This window comes from Enterococcus sp. S183_ASV_20 (genome assembly GCF_018919685.1).
Lineage (GTDB): Bacteria > Bacillota > Bacilli > Lactobacillales > Enterococcaceae > Enterococcus > Enterococcus faecalis.
Map to the genome: position 1 here is coordinate 1 of NZ_JAHLRI010000010.1, position 14,633 is coordinate 14,633.

At 37.9% G+C, this 14,633-nt stretch carries 17 protein-coding genes and 1 other annotated feature; of the genes, 10 read left to right on the forward strand and 7 right to left on the reverse strand.

All coding sequences use genetic code 11. The annotated features are described in order from the left end of the window. The 5 genes from KQI94_RS05280 to KQI94_RS05300 form a co-directional block, all read right to left on the reverse strand. Nucleotides 1-627, reverse strand: a 627-nt coding sequence (locus tag KQI94_RS05280) for a phosphomevalonate kinase (protein WP_216454329.1), incomplete at its 3' end; no start/stop codon positions are given. A gap of 2 nt (nt 628-629) precedes the next feature. Next, the gene (mvaD, locus tag KQI94_RS05285) at nt 630-1,625 is read right to left on the reverse strand and encodes a diphosphomevalonate decarboxylase (protein ID WP_002355778.1); all 996 of its coding nucleotides are present in this window, start codon (nt 1,623-1,625) and stop codon (nt 630-632) included. Further along, nucleotides 1,625-2,569 (reverse strand): mevalonate kinase, encoded by a 945-nt coding sequence (gene mvk, locus KQI94_RS05290; RefSeq protein WP_002368154.1) that lies wholly within the window; start codon nt 2,567-2,569, stop codon nt 1,625-1,627. Before mvk ends, mvaD begins: the two co-directional genes overlap by 1 nt. Before the next feature lie 269 nt (nt 2,570-2,838). Further along, complete coding sequence (locus KQI94_RS05295) at nt 2,839-3,474, reverse strand: pentapeptide repeat-containing protein (RefSeq protein ID WP_002355781.1); 636 nt, start codon at nt 3,472-3,474, stop codon at nt 2,839-2,841. Then, nucleotides 3,471-4,544 carry an FUSC family protein gene (locus tag KQI94_RS05300; RefSeq protein ID WP_002355782.1) on the reverse strand — a complete coding sequence of 358 codons (1,074 nt, stop codon included), beginning with the start codon at nt 4,542-4,544 and terminating at the stop codon, nt 3,471-3,473. Before KQI94_RS05300 ends, KQI94_RS05295 begins: the two co-directional genes overlap by 4 nt. A gap of 243 nt (nt 4,545-4,787) precedes the next feature. On the opposite strand from KQI94_RS05300, the gene opp1A reads away from it, so the two are divergent. Next, nucleotides 4,788-6,458 carry an oligopeptide ABC transporter substrate-binding protein Opp1A gene (gene opp1A / locus KQI94_RS05305; RefSeq protein ID WP_002390393.1) on the forward strand — a complete coding sequence of 557 codons (1,671 nt, stop codon included), beginning with the start codon at nt 4,788-4,790 and terminating at the stop codon, nt 6,456-6,458. Between the two features lie 78 nt (nt 6,459-6,536). On the opposite strand, the gene KQI94_RS05310 is transcribed toward opp1A, so the two are convergent. Further along, a complete protein-coding gene (locus KQI94_RS05310; RefSeq protein ID WP_002355784.1) occupies nt 6,537-6,887 on the reverse strand; it encodes a DUF3899 domain-containing protein in 351 nt (116 codons plus the stop codon). Between the two features lie 90 nt (nt 6,888-6,977). On the opposite strand from KQI94_RS05310, the gene opp1B reads away from it, so the two are divergent. From opp1B to rplT, 8 genes are all read left to right on the forward strand, one after another. Then, nucleotides 6,978-7,919 carry an oligopeptide ABC transporter permease Opp1B gene (gene opp1B / locus KQI94_RS05315; protein ID WP_002381304.1) on the forward strand — a complete coding sequence of 314 codons (942 nt, stop codon included), beginning with the start codon at nt 6,978-6,980 and terminating at the stop codon, nt 7,917-7,919. Continuing rightward, entirely contained in the window at nt 7,919-8,971 is a 1,053-nt protein-coding gene (gene opp1C, locus KQI94_RS05320) for an oligopeptide ABC transporter permease Opp1C (RefSeq protein ID WP_002355787.1), read from the forward strand. Before opp1B ends, opp1C begins: the two co-directional genes overlap by 1 nt. Nucleotides 8,972-8,980: 9 nt before the next feature. After that, the gene (gene opp1D, locus KQI94_RS05325) at nt 8,981-10,039 is read left to right on the forward strand and encodes an oligopeptide ABC transporter ATP-binding protein Opp1D (RefSeq protein ID WP_002355794.1); all 1,059 of its coding nucleotides are present in this window, start codon (nt 8,981-8,983) and stop codon (nt 10,037-10,039) included. After that, nucleotides 10,039-10,995 carry an oligopeptide ABC transporter ATP-binding protein Opp1F gene (opp1F, locus tag KQI94_RS05330; RefSeq protein WP_002361357.1) on the forward strand — a complete coding sequence of 319 codons (957 nt, stop codon included), beginning with the start codon at nt 10,039-10,041 and terminating at the stop codon, nt 10,993-10,995. Before opp1D ends, opp1F begins: the two co-directional genes overlap by 1 nt. A 40-nt stretch (nt 10,996-11,035) precedes the next feature. After that, the gene (locus tag KQI94_RS05335) at nt 11,036-12,106 is read left to right on the forward strand and encodes an RNA-guided endonuclease TnpB family protein (RefSeq protein WP_002368159.1); all 1,071 of its coding nucleotides are present in this window, start codon (nt 11,036-11,038) and stop codon (nt 12,104-12,106) included. A gap of 214 nt (nt 12,107-12,320) precedes the next feature. Continuing rightward, nucleotides 12,321-12,452 (forward strand) — a sequence feature (ribosomal protein L20 leader region). Nucleotides 12,453-12,506: 54 nt separating this feature from the next. Beyond that, nucleotides 12,507-13,028, forward strand: coding sequence for a translation initiation factor IF-3 (gene infC, locus KQI94_RS05340; RefSeq protein ID WP_002355797.1), 522 nt, complete (start codon nt 12,507-12,509; stop codon nt 13,026-13,028). 113 nt (nt 13,029-13,141) lie between these two features. After that, entirely contained in the window at nt 13,142-13,342 is a 201-nt protein-coding gene (rpmI, locus tag KQI94_RS05345; RefSeq protein WP_002355798.1) for a 50S ribosomal protein L35, read from the forward strand. Nucleotides 13,343-13,402: 60 nt separating this feature from the next. Then, the gene (gene rplT / locus KQI94_RS05350) at nt 13,403-13,762 is read left to right on the forward strand and encodes a 50S ribosomal protein L20 (RefSeq protein WP_002355799.1); all 360 of its coding nucleotides are present in this window, start codon (nt 13,403-13,405) and stop codon (nt 13,760-13,762) included. Nucleotides 13,763-13,809: 47 nt separating this feature from the next. On the opposite strand, the gene KQI94_RS05355 is transcribed toward rplT, so the two are convergent. Beyond that, nucleotides 13,810-14,190 carry an MmcQ/YjbR family DNA-binding protein gene (locus tag KQI94_RS05355; protein WP_002390392.1) on the reverse strand — a complete coding sequence of 127 codons (381 nt, stop codon included), beginning with the start codon at nt 14,188-14,190 and terminating at the stop codon, nt 13,810-13,812. A gap of 67 nt (nt 14,191-14,257) precedes the next feature. Between KQI94_RS05355 and KQI94_RS05360 the strand changes: the two genes are divergently transcribed. Continuing rightward, nucleotides 14,258-14,617: a DUF1304 domain-containing protein gene (locus tag KQI94_RS05360; RefSeq protein WP_002368163.1), complete on the forward strand. Its 360-nt coding sequence runs from the start codon at nt 14,258-14,260 to the stop codon at nt 14,615-14,617. Nucleotides 14,618-14,633 lie beyond the last annotated feature (16 nt).

Here is a 14,633-nt window from a genome sequence, read left to right on the forward strand (position 1 = left end):
TTTTAACGGAAAAATCATTAATTCAGGCCAGTCCATTGCTAACAAATCAGTTAATGTTTCAGTGGCCACTTTTTGATTGACCCAATCATGATCGAAGGTTGAAAAGGCAATCCAGCCCCCGTAACAGCTTGCGGCGATATCTCCACAAGAACCATTTCCTTGAACTGCTAAGTGAGCTAATGCTGATAATTTGAAAATTTCCTCATTTTCCAAACCTAAGTCATAAAAAATATTCAAGGCTTTGACAGTTCCAACGGTTACCGCACCGCTTGAACCAAGACCATATTTTCGTCCATTTGAACTATCTAATTCACTCGTCACTTTTAAATGATAAAATGACAATTCTTTGTTTTGCTCTTGCGCATATTTTTCAGTTAGATGAATCGCCGCTAGAACATAATGAAAAGGATTTTCGCGAATATCTAATACGAGCTCACCATTTCGGCGTGTCCAACGAATAGGTAAAGAGCTGTATTGTGCAGATTGAATACTGCCTTCATCTGTTGTTTCTTCGACAGTTACAGTTACGAATTGATCCACAGCAACGATAATGGCAGGGTGGCCAGGTTCAACAACGGCATATTCTCCTGCAATAAATAACTTTCCTGGCGTAGTAACTTCAATCATGCTTATTTATCCATTCCTTTCGTTTCAAACAATTCAATTCCGGGACCAGCAAAAGCTGGGACTAACTGCTCTTTTGAAAAATGTTCACTTAAAAATGTTTTTAATGCTTCTAAGTTTTTCTTTTCGACTAAGACCTTGACATTCGGACCTGCATCCATTGTAAAGTAGCAAGGAATTCCTTTGGCCCGTGCTTGGCGAACTAAAGCCATCGCTTGTAAGCTGCCTGGGGACCAGTAAGTAAATGGAGGGACAGCGCCTAAGGTTGTTCCATGCATCCTTAACCCATTGGCTTCAATGATTTCTCCTAAACGAGGGAAGTCTTTTGTTTTAATTGCTTCATGAACTTGGGATAAATCTTTTTCCACATTGTCCAACCAACCTTGATAAAAGCTAGAAGTTTCTACTGTTCGTTTCATTCCATCACGGCTGGAAACATCTTTTTCGCCATCATTAATTAAGATAAAGAGCATGGCCAATTCGTTTTCCCAATTATTGGCTGGAATATTTTCAGCAAACGACGTTTCATCAGAGTGGCCTTTGTTCCATTGAGCAAAACCACCAAAAATACTACGACAAGCAGAACCTGAACCACGTCGCGCTAAACGTGATAAGTCTTTTGCTGAAAGATTTAATCCTAAGGCTACGTTACAGGCCCCTGCTAAAGCAGCTAGACCACTCGCTGAAGAAGCCAAACCAGCTGCAGTAGGCACAAAATTTTGACTTTCTACTTTTGCAAACCAAGTACAATCGGCTTGTTGACGAACAAGGTTCAAAAATTCTTTGACTTTTTTTGTTTGTTTTTCGTTTTGCAAGATACCATCTAAAATAAATACATCTTCTGAATAATGGGCATCAAATGTCACAGTTGTTTCTGTGTAAAAGGCATCTAATGTTAATGATAAACTACTATTCATTGGTAAAATGTATTCTTCATTGGCTTTTCCCCAATATTTAATCAGAGCAATATTTGTATGCGCTCGTGCTTTTCCTGAAAGCATTACTTTTTCACCTCTAATGATTGAATCCATGTAGCAACAGCTCCATTTTCTTCTAAAGTCTGTGCAATGGTTTGTGCGGTCTTTTTATTATCTGTTAAGGCAATCATACAGCCACCGCGACCGCCGCCGGTTAATTTTGCTCCTAGAGCGCCATGTTCTTGAGAGAGAGCCACTAGTCGATCCAGCATATCGTTGCTGACGGTTAATTGCTGGAGTTGCTCTTGCGCTAACGTCATTAGCTGACCTAATTTTTGTTTATCATCTTGTAAAATTGCCTGCTTCGCTTCTTTAGTAAAAGAACCTAATTGTTTCATTGTTTCAGCGATTGCTGTGGGATTATTTTGAGCTAGCTGCGCAATGTCTTTCACTGCTTCACGTGTTTGACCTTTAATTCCCGTATCAGCTACTACTAAGTAGGCATTAGATAAATTCATCGAGAAATGTGTGGGCGGAAATCCTCTAGTAAAAAATAAGGGATCAGCGCCGCTTGTTGCTGCGGCATCGATACCACTAGGATTGCCATGAGCAATTTTCTCACTTAAGGAAACAAGCTCAAACAATTCTTGATATGTATAAGCGTAATCAAAATAATCAAAAAGGCTTCGAACGATGGCCACAGCGGTTGCTGCGCTTGAGCCCATTCCTCGTTCAGCGGGAATCGTACTTGTTAAGGTCAAAGTGCCTTTAAACGTATCTTCCTTTAAAAAATGTAAGGTTTGCTGAACAACTTCCTTGATATTTGCTAGCTCTTGGGGCACGTCTTCAAGCAATCCTGTAAAATATGCACAATCAATCTGCATAGTTTTTGCTGGGGTAAAGACGGCTGTGATTTCTGTCGCTTGAAAAGGAAAGGCGATTGCTGGTTCGCCGTAAACAACGGCGTGTTCCCCCATTAAAATGATTTTTCCCGTCGCTTGACCGAGGCCTTGTTTTTTTATATTCATTCACTGACATTCCTTTTGAGTAGAATCGAGTATAGGACAAAAGACGTTCTTGGATTAGAAGAACGTTTGTCATAATCTCTTCATGATTTATAGGAAATGATTCCAAAAGTTTCTCTTGTTCCAAAAAAAGAGATTGCTTAACCTAAGATAGTTTACCTAAAAATAAGGCACAAGTAAAATGGTTCCGTTGGTTTTTCCAAAAAATTAATAACAATTTAATAAGAAAGAACCGACAGAACCAGTTATTCGGCTATTTTTTTAAAATTTTCTTAGGTAATCACCAAACCAAGGGCACTTGCCAAATAAATGGCTTGTTCAGGGGTGACTTTAAGACCTGATAAATAGTTTGGTGAGAAAGTCAAGCGTTCAAAGGTGTTTTGGGAAAAATCCAATCCTTTTAAAGAAGTATTTAACCAATTACTTTCGGTTAAATCGCAAGCTTCTAGAAGGAGTTTCTTCCAAGTGACCTCGAAAAATTCACTTTCGACTAAACGAGTCTGATTAAAGTGAACAAGATTAAAATTTGCAAAACGAAAAGAAGCATAATCGGCTTTGCAATCCTCAAATAGACAATCTTTTAAATAGCTATCTGCAAAATTCGTTCCTGTCAAATTGCAACGAAGGAAAGTCACTCGATGAAAACTGCCAGACAGCCATTCGACGTTAGAAAAATCGCAAGCTTCAAAACGCACATTACTACAATCAAAAGAAGCAAACTGGCCATTTGCTAATGAAAGATGATCGAAAACAGCATCCCGAAAGACTAAGTTACGAACTTCTTGATTCGGTAAATCAATCTGCTGATACAAATGATTTTCTAAGATTGCCTCATCTTCTAATTGACAGTTCGTTAATAGAGGAAGTTGTTCTGGTAGATTTGGTGGCAAGGGATAAGTTATTTTCATAAAACGCCTCTTTCTTCTTGTTGATTTTCAAAGGTTTCATCAATTGAGTAGGCCCGATTATAGAAACGTAGCGCAGTTGTGAAAACATAAGCGCCGGCAAAACCAAGTAAACTACCTAACACAATCCCGACTAATCGATAGTTTAAAAGATTACTAATGACTTGCTGTCGTGCAAGATTTGATAATAATAAGGACATCGGGGTAATAAAAAAGCTGGCAATCGCATAGTTTCTGTTAATGAATCCTTCAAAAGCTGCATATAGAATACTAATGATACCGATTGTTTGTAAAGGTGTAAAGGGAATCATTAATAAAATTGCAGAAAGCAACAAACCGAGACTCGTGCCTAGAATCCGTTGAACATTTCGCTGCATCACAGAATGTAAATTTTCCCCTTGTAAAATGGCTGCGCAAGTAAACGTCATCCAATAGGCGTTGACTAAATGAAGCGATTGACTTAAATAAGCTGCTAAAAATAAAATGGCCGCATAATGCAAAGCATCTAATAAAGAAGCGGGATCGATATAAAGACGTTCTTGAAGAGACATCCGTTTTTGAAAAACGTAGGGGCGCTTGTCGATGAAATGAAGCACAATGCCCATGATAATGCCGGTCACTACTCCTAAAAGAACAAAACTGGCCATGATGGGAATCTTATGTAAAGGAAAATTGTTGCTTGTTCCCATTGCGGTTGACATGATAACTAACAAAGCACCAGGCTTCTCAATGCCATACAATCTAAAAAGTAAGCGTGCAAGAAAAGCGACGATGGCAATTGTAATGGGAATCAACCAAGGTACATGGTGACTTAGCATTCCTAAGCTGTTGCCCAGAACAATAAAAAAGCCAACAATATTCAGTCTGCGCAATAATTGGGGCAAAGGAAGCGGCTGATAATAAATAAACGTATAAATGCCCATCGAGCCAAAGGTCCCAATGAGTAAATTATTGGAAAAATAACCAATTAATAATGGAATTGCCATACAAATTGCGACACCAACTAACCGAAATAATTCGTCATTTGCTTTATCGATAGCAAACAAATCCTTTAAAAACGTAGAATTTTTCATATTTTGTCACTCCTTTACTTCCTAATTTACCATAATGTTTAGAAAACTGACAAAAGAATTGCAATAAAAGACAGGAAGAAAAAGAGTGGTTTCTGATAGGAAGAGAAGAAAAATTAAAAAAAGTTAACATTTTGACTTGCAATTTTAATATGAAAAATGTAAGATATATTCCATAGCAATAAATAATTATTAAATTCTGATTTTTCAGAAAATACAGATTGTATTATTTTAGGAGGCAACACTATGAAATTGAAAAAGTCATTAACATTCGGTGTGATTACATTATTTAGCGTAACAACTTTAGCGGCTTGTGGAGGCGGCGGAACGTCAGATAGCTCAAGCGCGTCTGGTGGCGGTAAGGCAAGTGGCGAACAAGTTTTACGTGTCACAGAACAACAAGAAATGCCAACAGCTGATTTATCACTAGCAACAGACAGAATTAGTTTTATTGCATTAAATAATGTATATGAAGGAATTTATCGTTTAGACAAAGATAACAAAGTCCAACCTGCAGGTGCAGCGGAAAAAGCAGAAGTTTCTGAAGATGGACTAACATACAAAATTAAATTAAACAAAGATGCAAAATGGTCAGACGGTAAACCAGTGACTGCTAATGACTATGTTTACGGATGGCAACGAACAGTTGATCCAGCGACAGCTTCTGAATATGCTTATCTGTATGCCTCTGTAAAAAATGGTGATGCCATTGCTAAAGGGGAAAAAGATAAATCAGAATTAGGAATTAAAGCAGTCAGTGATACAGAATTAGAAATCACTTTAGAAAAAGCAACACCATACTTTGATTACTTATTAGCTTTCCCATCATTCTTCCCGCAACGTCAAGATATTGTGGAAAAATATGGTAAAAATTATGCATCAAACAGCGAAAGTGCTGTCTACAATGGTCCATTCGTCTTAGACGGCTTTGATGGTCCTGGTACAGATACAAAATGGTCATTCAAGAAAAACGATCAATATTGGGATAAAGATACTGTGAAACTGGACTCAGTAGATGTGAATGTCGTGAAAGAATCACCAACCGCGTTGAACTTGTTCCAAGATGGACAAACAGACGATGTCGTTCTTTCTGGTGAATTAGCCCAACAAATGGCCAATGACCCAGCTTTTGTTAGTCAAAAAGAAGCATCAACACAATATATGGAACTAAATCAACGTGATGAAAAATCACCATTTAGAAATGCGAACTTACGTAAAGCAATTTCTTACTCAATCGACCGTAAAGCGTTAGTTGAATCAATCTTAGGGGATGGTTCTATCGAGCCAAACGGTTTAGTACCAGCAGATATGGCAAAAGACCCAAGTGGCGGCAAAGACTTTGCTAAAGAAGCAGGTAGTCAAATTGAATATGATACGAAAAAAGCTAAAGAATACTGGGAAAAAGCGAAAAAAGAATTGGGGATTTCAACTTTAACAATGGATATTCTTTCTTCAGATGCAGATTCTTCTAAGAAAACAGTTGAATTTGTTCAAGGGTCAATTCAAGATGCTTTAGATGGTGTGAAGGTAACGGTTAGTCCGGTTCCATTCTCTGTTCGTTTAGATCGTTCAAACAAAGGCGACTTTGATGCAGTAATCGGTGGTTGGAGTGCTGACTATGCTGATCCAAGTAGTTTCTTAGACTTATTTGCTTCAGATAACTCATATAACCGTGGACGTTATAACAATTCAGAGTTTGACAAGTTCGTGAAAGCAGCAAGTAGTGCAGATGCGACAGATCCTGAAAAACGTTGGGATGATATGTTAAATGCAGAGAAAACGATTATGGGAGACATGGGTGTGGTACCTTTATTCCAAAAATCAGAAGCGCATTTACGTGCTGAAAAAGTCAAAGATGTCGCAGTTCATCCTGCTGGCGCAACGTATGACTACAAATGGGCATACATTTCAGAATAACCTGACAAAAGATCGATAGCAAACAAAAAAGGACCTTTGCCATGGAATAAAAGGCAACGGTCCTCTTGCTATCTTGTCTTAGACCAAGTAAAATAGTAGAAAGCCTAAAGACAGAATCAGTAAGATGCCCCCAGTTTTTAGCCAGAAAGAGCGATGTGCATCGCCAATGACTGAAAGCGGGATAAACTCTTTCGGTTCATTTTTCTTTTTAAAACGAAACGCGTTTTTCATTGAGCGCTGAAAGTTATCGAAAAAGCCAGAGGACATAATCCATAAAGCAATGCCGATAATTAAAAAGAAAAGCGAAACGATAAAGAAGGTATCTGATAATGAGGAGGTAGTGATAGGTTCTTTACTTATTAATAAGTAAAGAAAAATGCCGATACTGGAAATAACGGCTGTAATAATTGGCCATTTAAAAGTTTTCATGTGTTCACCCTATCTATTATTGTGGTCTATCTAGTCATTACTTTAACGAAAATAACTGAGGAAGTCAAAAAAATCTCGGAGGTGTCATTATTGAATAGTTTTGGAAAATATTTTCTTAAACGGATCTTTTTCATGATTATCACTTTGTGGTTAATCGCAACGATTACGTTTTTCTTAATGCAATTATTACCAGGTACGCCTTATACCAACCAAGAAAAACTTAGTCCAGAAACAATCGCTATGTTGAATAAACAATCTGGCTTAGATAAACCAGTGATTGTTCAATACGGAATTTACTTAAAGAACCTGGTTACAGGGGACTTTGGTATTTCATTCCAATTTAAAAACCAACCGGTTGCTAAGTTATTAGCTGGTCGAATTGGACCATCCCTTCAACTGGGAGGACAAGCGATTATCTTTGGTACGTTAGTCGGTATTTTATTGGGGATTATCGCAGCGATGCGTCAAAATACTTGGGTAGATACGTTGGCAACATTGTTAGCCATTTTAGGTCGTTCTATTCCAAACTTTGTTTTCGCGGTATTATTACAATACATTTTTGCAATGAAATTAAGAATCTTACCAATTGCTATGTGGAATGGTTTTGCCTACACAATCTTGCCAACTATTGCCTTGGCAATGAGTCCCATGGCCGATTCGGCTAGGTTTATTCGAACCGAGATGGTAGAGGTCTTGCATAGTGATTATGTCGAATTAGCCAAAGCAAAAGGCTTGAGTCGCTGGCAAGTTGCATTCCGCCATGGGTTAAGAAACAGTTTAATTCCATTGATTACCTTATTAGGACCTTTAGCCGTTGGTTTAATGACAGGTTCTTTAGTAGTAGAAAATATTTTTGCCATCCCTGGAATTGGGGAACAGTTTGTAAAATCAATTATGACAAACGACTATCCAACAATTATGGCAGTAACTATTTTGTATTCAACAATGTTAGTTGTTGTAATTCTGATTGTTGATTTACTTTATGGTTTAATTGATCCAAGAATTCGCGTATCAGGAGGTGCAAAAGGCTAATGGAAACAGTCAATAAAAATAATCTACCACAAGCGATTAAAGATATTCCGGCAGATGAGTTTCAGCCTCTAAACACTTCAACTCTAAAAGAAAGAGAGCGTATTGCCACACCGTCTTTAAGTTTCTTACAAGACTCATGGCGTCGTTTGAAAAAGAATAAAGCTGCAGTTATCTCAATGAGTTTCTTAGCAGTTATTATCTTTATCTCTATTATTACCATTTGGGTTTCACCACATAACCCAACGAAACAAAATGTTTCTTACATTAACTTACCACCACGAATTCCTGGCTTGGAAAGCGTGAATGGTTTAAATGGTAAAACAACAGTTGCTGGTCAATTAGTTGATAAATATGCACAAGCAAACGTTCCAGATAACGTAAACTTTTATCTAGGAACAGATGGTTTAGGTCGTGATGTCCTAAGTCGTTTATTTATGGGAACACGTATTTCCTTATTAATTGCGTTTATTGCGGCAATTCTAGATATTACGATTGGGGTAACGTATGGACTGATTTCCGGGTTAGTCGGTGGTCGTGTCGATACAGTAATGCAACGTATTTTAGAAGTTCTTTCTGGTATTCCTAACTTAGTTGTTATGATCTTGATGCTAACAGTCTTTGATCCAGGGATTGTTTCGATTGTTTTAGCCATGGTTATTACAAACTGGATATCAATGGCCAGGATTGTGCGAGCCCAGACCATGAAACTAAAAGACCAAGAGTTTGTCATGGCAGCAGAAACATTGGGCGAATCTCGTTGGAAAATTGCTATTAAACATATTTTACCGAATATCTCAAGTGTCATTATTGTCCAAATGATGTTCAGTATCCCATCGGCAATTTTCTTTGAAGCGTTCCTAAGTTTTATTGGGTTAGGCTTACGCCCACCAACCGCATCTTTGGGAACCTTGTTAAACGAAGGATACAAAACTTTCCGTTTCCTTCCATATTTAATGTGGATTCCAGCGGCAACACTTTCAGTTATCATGATTTGTTTCAACTTGTTAGCTGATGGTTTACGTGACGCATTTGATCCTAAGATGAAAGAGTAAGAGTGGTGAATGACTATGGAAAAAGTATTAGAAGTTAAAGACTTAAGAATCTCCTTTGATACATTTGCAGGTAAAGTCAACGCCATTCGTGGTGTGAGTTTTGATCTTTATAAAGGTGAAACGTTAGCCATCGTAGGTGAATCAGGGAGTGGTAAATCTGTTACAACCCGCAGTATTATGCGTTTGTTGAGCAGTAATGCCAATATTGATAACGGGGAAATTTTGTTTAAAGGGCAAGATATTGTTCATAAAACAGAAAAACAAATGCAAGCCATTCGTGGTAAAGAAATCGCAATGATTTTCCAAGATCCGATGACTTCATTAGACCCAACGATGCCAATTGGCAAACAAGTGGCGGAATCATTAATCAAACATAATAAAGTCTCAAAAAAAGAAGGCTTAGCGCAAGCATTAGAATTACTAAAATTAGTCGGCATTCCTAATGCTGAAAAACGTTTGAAAAACTATCCACACCAATTTTCTGGTGGACAACGTCAACGGATTGTCATTGCAATTGCTTTAATTTGTTATCCAGAAGTTCTAATTGCAGATGAACCAACTACAGCGTTGGATGTAACCATCCAAGCACAAATTTTAGAGTTATTAAAAGATTTACAAGAAAAAATTAGCACTTCGATTATTTTCATTACCCATGATTTAGGGGTAGTAGCGAACGTGGCTGACCGTGTCGCTGTCATGTACGGTGGACGTCTGGTTGAAGTGGGAACAGCAGAAGAAATTTTCTATAATCCACAACATCCATATACTTGGGGACTTTTAGGGTCAATGCCAACGATGGAAGGAACAGAAGACAAACTTTATGCGATTCCAGGTTCACCTCCAGATTTATTAGATCCACCAACTGGAGATGCCTTCTATCCACGGAATGAGTTTGCTTTAAAAATTGATACAGAAAAAGAACCACCTTATTTTGAAGTATCACCGACACACAAAGCAGCAACGTGGTTATTAGCACCACAAGCACCAAAAGTTACGCCTCCAGCAGAGATTGTTCGTCGTTGGGCAATTTATGCAGAGCGTCAAAAAAATCCAGGAGGTAGTAATTAATGGCAGAAGAGAAAAAAGTCCTATTAGAAGTCACTGGTTTGAAACAGTATTTCAATGTTGGTCGTAAAGACGAAGTAAAAGCCATTGATGACATTAGTTTTCATATTTTTGAAGGCGAAACCTTTGGATTAGTTGGCGAATCAGGAAGTGGAAAATCAACAACTGGTCGCAGTGTCATTCGTTTATATGATCCAACTGCTGGTGAAATTCTTTTCGATGGAAAAGACATTAGCAAAATTAAATCAAAAGCGGACATGCAAGCATTCCGCCGCGATGTTCAAATGATCTTCCAAGATCCATATGCTTCATTGAATCCAAGAATGAAAGTCAATGATATTATTGCTGAAGGAATCGATGTCAATGGATTAGCTAAAACACCAAAAGAGCGGGAAGAAAAAGTCAATGAACTTTTAAAAACGGTGGGATTAAATCCAAGTCACAGTACGCGTTATCCTCATGAGTTTTCTGGTGGGCAACGTCAACGGATTGGGATTGCTCGTGCTTTAGCGGTTAATCCACGTTTCATTATCTGTGATGAGCCGATTTCGGCTTTGGATGTGTCGATTCAAGCCCAAGTAGTAAACTTATTACAAGATTTACAAAAAGAACAAGGCTTAACTTACTTGTTTATCGCACATGACTTATCGATGGTAAAACATATCAGTGACCGAATTGGCGTAATGCACAGTGGGAAATTATTGGAAATGGGCACAAGTGATGATGTCTATAATTTCGGCGTTCATCCTTATACAGAAAGTTTACTTTCTGCGATTCCATTACCAGATCCAGACTATGAACGCACACGTAAACGGATCGTTTACCAGCCTGCAGCAGCAGATGGAAAAGATCGTGAGCTCCGTGAAATTCTCAATGGACACTATGTTTATTGTGCTGAAGACGAAGTTGCAATGTACCGTGAAAAAATTGAAGAGAAGAAAAGAAAAGCTGGTTTATAACCAGCTTCTTTTCTAACTATCTTGGTAGGGTGGTTATGAGATGAAGGCTCTGAAAGCTTATAAATACAGACTTTATCCAACCTCAAAACAAGAAGAGTTTATTCAAAAAACATTTTCTTGTGTTCGCTTGGTGTATAATTTAATGTTACAAGACCGGATTGATATCTACAAAGAGATGCGAAAAAATCCTCAACAAACGTTTAAAATGCCAACGCCAGCTAAATATAAGAAACAATACCCTGTCCTCAGAGAAGTTGATAGTTTAGCCTTGGCAAATGCACAAGTTTATTTGGATCGAGCCTTTAAAAATTTTTATCGGGAAAAAGGGATGGGCTTTCCAAAAAAGAAAAAGAAAGAAACGGTGCATTCCTACACTACGAACAATCAACATGGGACGGTCAAAATTTTGGATAATCGTTATTTGAAAGTACCTAAATTGAAATCTTTAATTAAAATGAAGGTACACCGCCAACCGCTGGGGGAGATAAAATCTGTAACTATTTCTATGAGTGCGAGTCACAATTATTATGTTTCCATTTTGTGTGAAGCGCCGATTGAAACGAAAACAAAGCAACAAAAAATGGTGGGAATTTGTAGCAGTAGGGAAAAATTTGCGCTGCTTTCGAATGGTGAAAGCTTCGAAAAAAGCTATTGTTCAAAGCATTTAAAGCAAAAACTACGTCAAGAAGAACGAAAATTAAACAAGCGTAAAATGATTGCTTTAGAAAAAGGTGTCGATCTTTCGCAAGCAAAAAATTATCAAAAACAAAAAATAAAAGTCGCAAAAATTCGCGAAAAAATAGCCAACCAACGAACGGATATTTTAAACAAAATTACAACGGAATTGGTTTCAAGTTACGATGTTATTTGTATTGAAAAAGCCCATCACAGTAATGAGCGGCCGCCAAAATATGATCGTTCTGAACTGGCTTGGTCTTTATTTTTAGCTAAACTGTTGTATAAAGCACAATGGTATGGCAAAGAACTCATTTGTATTGAGTCAGAGGAGATAGAAACAGAGTTGTCTTTTTCTGAAAGTACAGAAAATTCAGAGTATCTTAGAAGTCAAAAAATCTTAGAACGTGGCTTGTCTAAACGAGAAACCTTATAAATAGAAGAACTGTAGGGACTACAGGGATCGCCTAGGGGATAGAAAATGCACACCATGTGTTGAACCATTTGTTTCTAGGAAGTCACATTGGGACAGTCCACTAATTATTAATGATCAAAATACGAGTTCAAACGAATCTAGTGCTAGATTCGTTTTTTTTTTGAGGAAATATATTGACAACTAGGATAAACTAAGGTAAACTAGTGAAGTTGAGAAATGAAAGCAGAAGCACCCGCTTCTCGCCTTAGTTGAGTATATCGCTGGGCTAGATAAAGTATTCCTTATTTTTTTAAGTAAGGCAGACTGTTGGCGGGTTCTGGATAGGAACCTGTTTTTTTATTGCATTTAGCAAACAAAGCAGACTTCCGTTAGGATTTTCTCTTAAAAATTTTGGAGGTGAATGACCATAGCAAAGGATATGATGGTTAACGACGGCATTCGTGCACGCGAGTTACGTTTGATCGGACAAGATGGTGAACAATTAGGTGTAAAAACCAAAGCAGAAGCATTACAAATCGCTGAATCTGCAAACTTGGATTTAGTACTTGTAGCGCCAGGAGCGAAACCACCAGTTGCGCGAATTATGGATTATGGAAAATTCCGTTTCGAACAACAAAAGAAAGAGCGTGAAGCTCGCAAGAAACAAAAAGTGATCAACGTCAAAGAAGTTCGTTTAAGTCCAACAATTGACGTAAATGACTTCAATACAAAACTTCGTAATGCACGTAAGTTCTTAGAAAAAGGAGACAAAGTGAAAGCTTCTATCCGTTTCAAAGGCCGTGCCATTACCCATAAAGAGATTGGTCAGAAAGTTCTTGATCGCTTAGCTGAAGAAACTGCGGACATCGCCACAGTGGAACAAAAAGCGAAAATGGACGGACGCAGCATGTTTCTAACGCTGGCACCGAAAAACGACAAGTAAACGAAGAGACCGAGCATTCGGACTTTTGGTAATTTCTACAAGAAGGATATTCGACAGTTGTGACTGTTAGAGTCTTTCACTTGAAGCAAAGATTTTGAGGAGGAAAATTAGTCATGCCAAAACAAAAAACACACCGCGGATTAGCAAAACGTGTAAAACGTACTGGTGGAGGCGGCTTAAAACGTGGCCGTGCCTTTACATCTCACCGTTTCCACGGTAAAACTAAAAAACAACGCCGTCAATTGCGTAAAGCAAGCATGGTTGCAAAAGGCGATTACAAACGTATCCGCCAACAATTAGCAAGAATGAAATAAAACAACTCGGTGACTTTTAGATTACCGTCAAGAGAAACAAGATATTAGGAGGAATTCAACATGGCACGTGTTAAAGGTGGAACAGTAACCCGTAAACGTCGTAAAAAAGTCCTTAAGTTAGCGAAAGGCTACTACGGATCAAAACATACTTTATTTAAATCAGCAAAAGAACAAGTAATGAACTCTTATTACTATGCATTCAGAGACCGTCGTCAAAAGAAACGTGACTTCCGTAAATTATGGATTGCACGTATCAACGCGGCAGCTCGCATGAATGGCTTAAGCTATTCTAAATTAATGCACGGTTTGAAATTGGCAGAGATTGATATCAACCGCAAAATGTTAGCTGACTTAGCCGTTAACGATGCAGCAGCATTTACAGCGTTAGCTGAACAAGCAAAAGACGCTTTAAGCAAATAAGCTTAAATAATCTTTCACACCCTACTCCTTGAGTAGGGTGTTTTTTTTTAATAACTCCGTTGGTAACTTTCATCTATAAATGAAAAAACTTGTGAGAGCGGAATTTCTTCAGAAAGACTTAACCAATGCTCTTTATTCATATGATAGGCAGGAAAATAGCCAGGTTGGTTCTTTAATAAGGCAATCAATTCAGGCGCAAGTTTAACGGTTAAAATAGTGAGCTGCTTATTCTCGGTAGCGCCGAGCAGTTGTGCATCCAGTGGCATAATTAAAGCAAACCATTTCGCATTTCTAGGATGACGAAAGACGAGATAGTCTGGGTGTTTTTTAAAAGGAAAATCGGGCGTTATCTGATAACGTTCTTGGATATAGGCGCTAATAGTTTCTTGAAAAGTCATAGGTTTCTTCCTTTCGTTAATGCTAGGCATATCTATTTACATCATAGCAAAAATTACATAAAATTACTTCGTTCAAAGGAATGGGAGGAGGGAGCAGATGACATTAATTTCAACAATTTTAGTAACCTTGGTGGCGGTAGAATTTTTCTACATTATGTATTTAGAAACGATTGTACCAACATCTGAGACAACAAGCCGTGTTTTTAAAATGGATAAGCAAGAGTTACAAAGAAAATCAGTGACTACATTGTTTAAAAATCAAGGAATCTATAATGGACTAATCGGTGCAGGACTTATTTATAGTGTCTATTTTGCGCAAGCAACGATGGAGATGACAAAATTTTTATTGATTTATATTATTTTAGTGGCGGCGTACGGTAGCTTAAGTAGTGATAAAAAAATCATTTTAACACAAGGCGGTTTAGCTATCGTGGCTTTGCTTAGTTTACTCGTTTAGCCATCAGAGTTAATAG